Here is a 5,709-nt window from a genome sequence, read left to right as displayed (position 1 = left end):
GTCCATGGCGGGCAGATCGTCGTGGATCAGCGAATAGCAATGCACGCATTCAAGTGCGGCGGCGACACGCAGTGCCGCCTCGCCGTCGGTGGAAAAAAGGGCGGCACTTTCCATGACCAGGAAGGGCCGCAGGCGCTTGCCGCCGTTCAGCACGCCATGGCGCATCGCCGCCATCAGCCGGTCCGGCCGGGCGATCTCGCCCGAAAGCGCGCGGTCGTCGAGCAGTCGCCGCAGCAGCACCTCGACGGCGGCTGCCCGCCTGATCAGCGCCATTTCGAACGCCATTTGGTCGTCATTCGTCATGGCCGGGACCGGTAGCCGACACTCAGACGTTGCGCAAGAAGGCAAGCGCCATTATGCCGGAGCAGTATGAGCCCGTTCGGAAACTCTACTCCTGCGGTCATCTGAGGGCGTTTTCTGCGCTTCCGGTGCTTGCGTACTCTAATGTACGCTCCGCTCCGGTTCTCGAAAACACCGTCACATGACTCACAGGAGCGCGTTTCAAAACGAGCTCTCTGGCACGGGTTGGGCGGCTTGGCGGAACCGATCGTCGATCATGAAACCGAAAAGCTGGACATGGCGACGAGATCGCGGGGCGTAAACCGCCGTGGTCTCAAGCGCTGGGTCCGGCGCGGCATCGTCGTGGCCGCGGTGCTGGCCTTGATTCCGGTCGTGCTGACATTTCTGTACCTGCCGTTCTTCGTGCATCCTGTCTCGACGCTGATGCTGAAGGACCTGGCGACCTTCTCCGGTTACGACCGCCGCTGGGTGTCGATCGATGACGTGTCGCCGGTGCTGGCCAATTCCGTCATCATGTCGGAGGACGGGCAGTTCTGCTTTCATCGTGGCGTCGATCTCGGCGAGCTGAGAGGCGTCGTCGACGATGCGCTGGCCGGCGAAGCGACGCGCGGCGCCTCGACCATCACCATGCAGACGGTCAAGAACCTGTATCTCTGGTCGCGGCCGCTGGGCTCGGTGCGCAAGGTGGTCGAATTGCCGCTGGCCGTCTATTTCGATGCGGTGATGTCGAAACGGCGCATCATGGAAATCTATCTCAACATCGCCGAGTGGGGGCCGGGCATCTACGGCATCGAGGCCGCGGCACAGCACCATTTCGGCGTCTCGGCAAAACAGCTGTCGCGACGGCAGGCCGCCCTGCTTGCGGTCTCTTTGCCAAATCCGATCGCCCGCAATCCGGCCAAGCCCGGGCCTGGCCTGAGGCGGCTTGCCAATCTGATCGAGCGGCGAGCCGGCCGCTCGGGGGCCTATGTCGGTTGTCTCCGCTAGCCGATCCAAAAAAATTCGCGCCAGTGCTGGCCAAAACGGCACAGGGCGTGTATAGGCACCCGACTTTCTCAGATTTAGGCCCCGACATGGCCCTTTCACGAGGGCGGGCGGGGCTTTTGACCATGTAGTGGAGCATATCCATGGCCGTTCCGAAACGTAAAACCTCTCCGTCCAAGCGCGGCATGCGCCGCTCGGCCGACGCCCTCAAGGCCCCGACCTATGTCGAGGACAAGAATTCCGGCGAAATGCGCCGTCCGCACCATATCGACCTGAAGACCGGCATGTATCGCGGTCGCCAGGTGTTGACGCCCAAGGAAAGCTGAGACCAGCCTTCCAAAGGTTTGAATTCCAAAAGGACCGGCCAGTGGCCGGTCCTTTTGCGTTTGGGGGGCGGGGTAGCGCGCATCTCGACGCGTGGGCGGCAATCGTTGCAGGCAACCGGCTGACATTGTTGTTGCGTGCGGTCTTCGACCGTGTTCAACGCTGCCATCGAAACATCTTGACGGCGTGCCTGTGGCGCATTCTACAAAGGATTGCCCCCACATGGAGACGCCAGATGTTCGGTGCCATTCCGCTGCTGATCGTGCCTTTCGTGCTCTACAATCTCGGACTGCTGGGAATATTCGGCAGCGGTGACGATCCGTGGGCAAGCGAGGTCTTCTCATTCAGCATGATGTCGGGTGGCGTGTTCTCGATGACGCTTGGCGATCTGATGGTGCTGATTGGGCTGATCTTCCTGTTCCTCGAAATGGCGAAGTCGGTGCGCACCACCAACGCCTCGATCATGGACCATCTTCTGTCGACGCTGGTCTTCGTGGCCTTCCTGGTCGAATTCCTGCTGGTGAAGGGTGCGGCCCATTCCGTCTTCTTCACGCTGATGGTCATCGCGCTGTTCGACGTGCTGGCCGGATTCGCGGTGTCGATGCGGTCGGCCAGCCGGGACATCAATTTGAATTAGGTCCCCCGGCGCGGAAGGCGGAAGTTTGACGGGCACTTGCGCTGACAGTTGGCGCAAACGCCCCTAACGTCGTCATCCCAGGGCGTAGCAAGGAGCGTAGCGACGGGCGCAGACCCCAGGGTCCAAGCCGCGACACGTGAGCGTTTCAGCGGTCCAGAATTCTGCTCCGCTGCACTCTACGGCGGATGTTACGGAATGGATCCTCGGGTCTGCGCGACGGAGCCTCGCTCCTGCTCCGCCCGTGGATGACGAAGTTCCCGACCTCACCCCGGATCGGCGGTGAAACCGGCGGCCTCGATGCCGGCGATTGCCGCGGCTTCGTCATTGTCCGACGTGTCGCCTGAAATGCCGACGGCGCCGATGATGGCACCGGCCTTGTCGCGGATCAGCACGCCGCCGACGACCGGCAGCACGCGCCCGCCCGAGACGTCCGAGATGCCGGCGACGAGATGCGGGCGCTCCTTGGCGAAGGCCTCGACTTTGCGCGAGCCCATGCCGATGGCGAGCGCACCATAGGCCTTGCCGGCCGACATTTGCCGACGCAGGAACGAGGCGCCGTCCTGGCGCTGGAAGGCGACCAGATGCCCGCCGGCGTCGAGCACCGAGACGCCGAGCGGCTTGAGCTTGAGATCGGAGCCCTTGGCAAAGGCGGTTTCGATGATTTGCCTGGCTTTTTCGAGCGGCAGTGCGGTCATGGCGGTCTCCTGTTTGAAACGCGTCGATCATCGACCGTCGGCGGGTGAGATAACATCCCGGTTCCGGTTGAAATTGCTTCGCGTGAAAAGGCGGGATGGAAAACAGCCTTCGCCGGCTCTTCCGGATAAGCGTTGCCGCTTGTATGGCTCCAGACGTGGCTGGGCTACTTCTTCTTGGCGCGGGCCGGTTTCTTGGCGGGTTCCGCCGGCGCGTTGGCGAGGTCTTCCGCTTCCTTGGCGAGACGCAGTGCCCGCAGCTTGTTGGTCTTGGCCTGGCGGGCGTCGCTCTCGGCGGCGTATTCGGCCATCGCCTTCTGGCGGACGGTTGCCGCCTCTTCCTGCTTCTTGAAGCGCAGGTCGGCGCGTGCGCGGGCAGCATCCCGAGAGTTCTCAACCAAGACCTTATCCAATCCCGTGAATTGTGATTTTCCGCTTCTTCTAGCAGAGCCGGCCCCAAAACGGGAAAATAAGTTGGTTACGCGGCCGGGCTGGCGGCGAGGGCCTTGCTGGCAACCACGGCCTCGTAGGCGGCCTGCAAGGTCGCGCGGACAGAAGGGCCAGACATTGTATCGAGCGGCATGCCGAGATGTTCGTGCCGCAACTCGTCCATGAATTTGTCCCACATAGGCTGTCCGCCCTTTTCCAGCAGTTCGGCGCGGATCGACAATTCGTCGCTGACCGGCAGCCAGACGCGGCCCCAGGCGCCGAGATGGGCCAGGATCGGAACCAGCGTGATCGCCATCTCGGTCAGGCTGTAAATCGCCTTCTGCTTGTGCGAGGGATCGTCGGCCTTGGTCAGCATGCCCAGCTCCATCAGGCGCTTCAGCCGGTCGGCGAGGATGTTGGAGGCGATGCCTTCCATCGATCCGTTGAGCAGCTCGCGAAAATGGCGCCTGCCGCCGAAGATCATGTCGCGAAGGATGATCAGGCTCCAGCGGTCGCCGAAGACTTCCAGCGACAGATTGATCGGGCACCCGGACCGGCGATCCATGCTCATGAGATTTTTCTCCAAAACCGGTTGCATTATCGTAGCAGTTTTATTATCGTGCAACCGATTGCAAAATGCAATCAGTTTTGCAGAGAGGAGACTGCGTGATGAGGACCACCGAACGCCCTGAGATTATATCCGAAGTCTTTGGCGATCCGGCGAACCCGCCGCTGTTGCTGATCATGGGAGCGATGGCCTCGATGCTGTGGTGGCCGGAGGCGTTCTGCCGGAAACTGGCCGGTGCCGGCCTGTTCGTGATCCGCTACGACAATCGCGATACCGGCCGTTCGACGAAATACAAGCCGGGAGAGCCGCCCTACACGTTCGATGATATGGCCGACGATGCAATGCATGTTCTGGACGACCACGGCATCGGCAAGGCGCATGTCGTCGGGATGTCGATGGGCGGCATGATCGCGCAGCTTGTGGCGTTGAAACATCCCTCGCGTGTCGTATCTCTGACTGTGATCAGCAGTTCGCCGGTGGGAATCGACACATCCGGCCTTCCCGGGACGACCGAAGCCTACATGGAACACTCGGCCGAGGGCGCCAAAGTCGATTGGTCGGACCGTGGTCAAGTGGTCGATTTCATCGTCAGGGATGCACGGGCGATCGCCAGCACCACGCATCCATTCGATGCGGCGGGGATACGGGCCTTTGTCGAGCAGGATTACGACCGCTCCGGCGGCTTCCTGAGCGCGACCAACCATTTCATGCTCAAGGGCGGCGCCGCCTGGAAGGGCCGCCTGCACGAGATCGCGGCGCCGCTGCTGGTCATTCACGGCACGGCGGATCCGATCTTTCCGGTCGAACACGGCGAGGCGCTGGCCGAGACGGTCACCGGCGCAAGACTCATTCGCATCGAAGGTGGCGGCCACGAGCTGCATCCGGACGACTGGGCCGAGATGTCCGCAGCGATCATCGCGCATGTCCAAGCCGGTTGAAGCAGCATAGGCTGGTTTGACGGACAAGGCTAACCGCAACAGGCGTGCCGCAGGGTAGCGGCCACCGACAATCCACGAAACAGACGAGCAAAAAATGTCCCTGACACTTCATTTCCATCCGCTGGCCTCCTTCTGCTGGAAGCCGTTGATCGCGCTGTACGAGAACGCCACGCCGTTCACGCCTGTCATCGTCGACCTTGGCGATGCTGAATCGCGCGCGGCCTTCCTGAAGATCTCGCCGGCCGGCAAGATGCCGGCGCTGCGCGACGATGCGCGTGGCCGTACGGTGCTGGAATCGAGCATCCTCGTCGAATATCTGGCCGCGCACTATCCGGGGCCGGTCGACCTCGTTCCCGCCGAGATCGACATGGCGTTGGCCGTCCGCCAAGCTGACCGTTTCTATGATTTCTATGTGCAGGAGCCGATGCAGAAGATTGTCGGCGACCGGTTGCGCCCCGGCGACAAGACCGACCCGTTCGGCGTCGAGCAGGCTCGCGACCGGTTGCGCAATTCCTACGCCATCATCGAACAGGACATGCAGTCGAAGATCTGGGCGATGGGCGACAGCTTCACCATGGCCGATTGCGCAGCCTCCCCCGCGCTGTTCTATGCCAACAAGGTCGAGCCGTTGGGCGACAGGTACCCGGCTGTGAAGCGCTATCACGACCGCCTGCTGCAGCGCCCCGCCTTCGCTCGGGTGATCGGGGAGGCGCAGCCCTACTTCAAGTTCTTCCCCTACAACAACGGTTGATCGGGTCAGGTTTCCCAGAACTGATCGAGCCAGATGTTGAGTTTGAGGAAGCCAGTGCCGCTCACCGTGTAGACGCGCCTTGTTCC

At 62.2% G+C, this 5,709-nt stretch carries 9 protein-coding genes and 1 pseudogene; 5 read left to right on the top strand and 5 right to left on the bottom strand.

Translation table 11 applies throughout. The features are described from left to right. The coding region (locus tag ENZ75_RS18690) for a polyprenyl synthetase family protein (RefSeq protein WP_206617060.1) at positions 1-303 on the bottom strand (303 nt) is incomplete at its 3' end. 222 nt (positions 304-525) lie between these two features. On the opposite strand from ENZ75_RS18690, the gene ENZ75_RS18685 reads away from it, so the two are divergent. The 3 genes from ENZ75_RS18685 (at position 526) to ENZ75_RS18675 (ending at position 2,245) form a co-directional block, all read left to right on the top strand. Further along, a complete protein-coding gene (locus ENZ75_RS18685) occupies positions 526-1,287 on the top strand; it encodes a transglycosylase domain-containing protein (protein WP_013529225.1) in 762 nt (253 codons plus the stop codon). A 140-nt stretch (positions 1,288-1,427) separates the two neighbouring features. Beyond that, positions 1,428-1,610: a 50S ribosomal protein L32 gene (rpmF, locus tag ENZ75_RS18680; protein ID WP_008834724.1), complete on the top strand. Its 183-nt coding sequence runs from the start codon at positions 1,428-1,430 to the stop codon at positions 1,608-1,610. 233 nt (positions 1,611-1,843) lie between these two features. After that, positions 1,844-2,245 (top strand): hypothetical protein, encoded by a 402-nt coding sequence (locus ENZ75_RS18675; protein WP_013529226.1) that lies wholly within the window; start codon positions 1,844-1,846, stop codon positions 2,243-2,245. Positions 2,246-2,508: 263 nt separating this feature from the next. Here the strand turns inward: ENZ75_RS18675 and ENZ75_RS18670 are convergent, their stop codons facing one another. From ENZ75_RS18670 to ENZ75_RS18660, 3 genes are all read right to left on the bottom strand, one after another. Continuing rightward, on the bottom strand, positions 2,509-2,940 hold the full coding sequence (locus tag ENZ75_RS18670) for a heme-binding protein (protein WP_063169165.1): 432 nt from the start codon (positions 2,938-2,940) through the stop codon (positions 2,509-2,511). Positions 2,941-3,104: 164 nt separating this feature from the next. Beyond that, positions 3,105-3,338: a hypothetical protein gene (locus tag ENZ75_RS18665; RefSeq protein ID WP_013529228.1), complete on the bottom strand. Its 234-nt coding sequence runs from the start codon at positions 3,336-3,338 to the stop codon at positions 3,105-3,107. 77 nt (positions 3,339-3,415) lie between these two features. After that, the gene (locus ENZ75_RS18660) at positions 3,416-3,937 is read right to left on the bottom strand and encodes a helix-turn-helix domain-containing protein (RefSeq protein ID WP_013529229.1); all 522 of its coding nucleotides are present in this window, start codon (positions 3,935-3,937) and stop codon (positions 3,416-3,418) included. A gap of 98 nt (positions 3,938-4,035) precedes the next feature. Here ENZ75_RS18660 and ENZ75_RS18655 point away from each other — a divergent pair, with 98 nt between their 5' ends. Together ENZ75_RS18655 and ENZ75_RS18650 are read left to right on the top strand one after the other, a co-directional pair. Beyond that, the gene (locus tag ENZ75_RS18655) at positions 4,036-4,872 is read left to right on the top strand and encodes an alpha/beta hydrolase (protein ID WP_063169164.1); all 837 of its coding nucleotides are present in this window, start codon (positions 4,036-4,038) and stop codon (positions 4,870-4,872) included. A gap of 94 nt (positions 4,873-4,966) precedes the next feature. Next, the gene (locus tag ENZ75_RS18650) at positions 4,967-5,623 is read left to right on the top strand and encodes a glutathione S-transferase family protein (RefSeq protein WP_063169163.1); all 657 of its coding nucleotides are present in this window, start codon (positions 4,967-4,969) and stop codon (positions 5,621-5,623) included. 5 nt (positions 5,624-5,628) lie between these two features. Here the strand turns inward: ENZ75_RS18650 and ENZ75_RS35745 are convergent. Beyond that, positions 5,629-5,709: pseudogene (locus tag ENZ75_RS35745) on the bottom strand (ArsR family transcriptional regulator); the annotation flags it as partial.

The sequence above is a fragment of the Mesorhizobium sp. M7A.F.Ca.CA.002.04.1.1 genome (assembly GCF_004022805.1).
Taxonomy (GTDB): Bacteria; Pseudomonadota; Alphaproteobacteria; order Rhizobiales; family Rhizobiaceae; genus Mesorhizobium; species Mesorhizobium ciceri.
Note: the sequence above shows the minus strand (reverse complement) of the source record. Positions and strands in the feature narration are given on the sequence as shown.

Bases quoted from the DNA above. Each gene is read 5' to 3' on its own strand.
- ENZ75_RS18650 (WP_063169163.1), top strand. From the start codon at position 4,967: ATGTCCCTGACACTTCATTTCCATCCGCTGGCCTCCTTCTGCTGGAAG.
- ENZ75_RS18670 (WP_063169165.1), bottom strand. From the start codon at position 2,940: ATGACCGCACTGCCGCTCGAAAAAGCCAGGCAAATCATCGAAACCGCC.
- ENZ75_RS18675 (WP_013529226.1), top strand. From the start codon at position 1,844: ATGTTCGGTGCCATTCCGCTGCTGATCGTGCCTTTCGTGCTCTACAAT.
- ENZ75_RS18660 (WP_013529229.1), bottom strand. From the start codon at position 3,937: ATGAGCATGGATCGCCGGTCCGGGTGCCCGATCAATCTGTCGCTGGAA.
- rpmF (WP_008834724.1), top strand. From the start codon at position 1,428: ATGGCCGTTCCGAAACGTAAAACCTCTCCGTCCAAGCGCGGCATGCGC.
- ENZ75_RS18655 (WP_063169164.1), top strand. From the start codon at position 4,036: ATGAGGACCACCGAACGCCCTGAGATTATATCCGAAGTCTTTGGCGAT.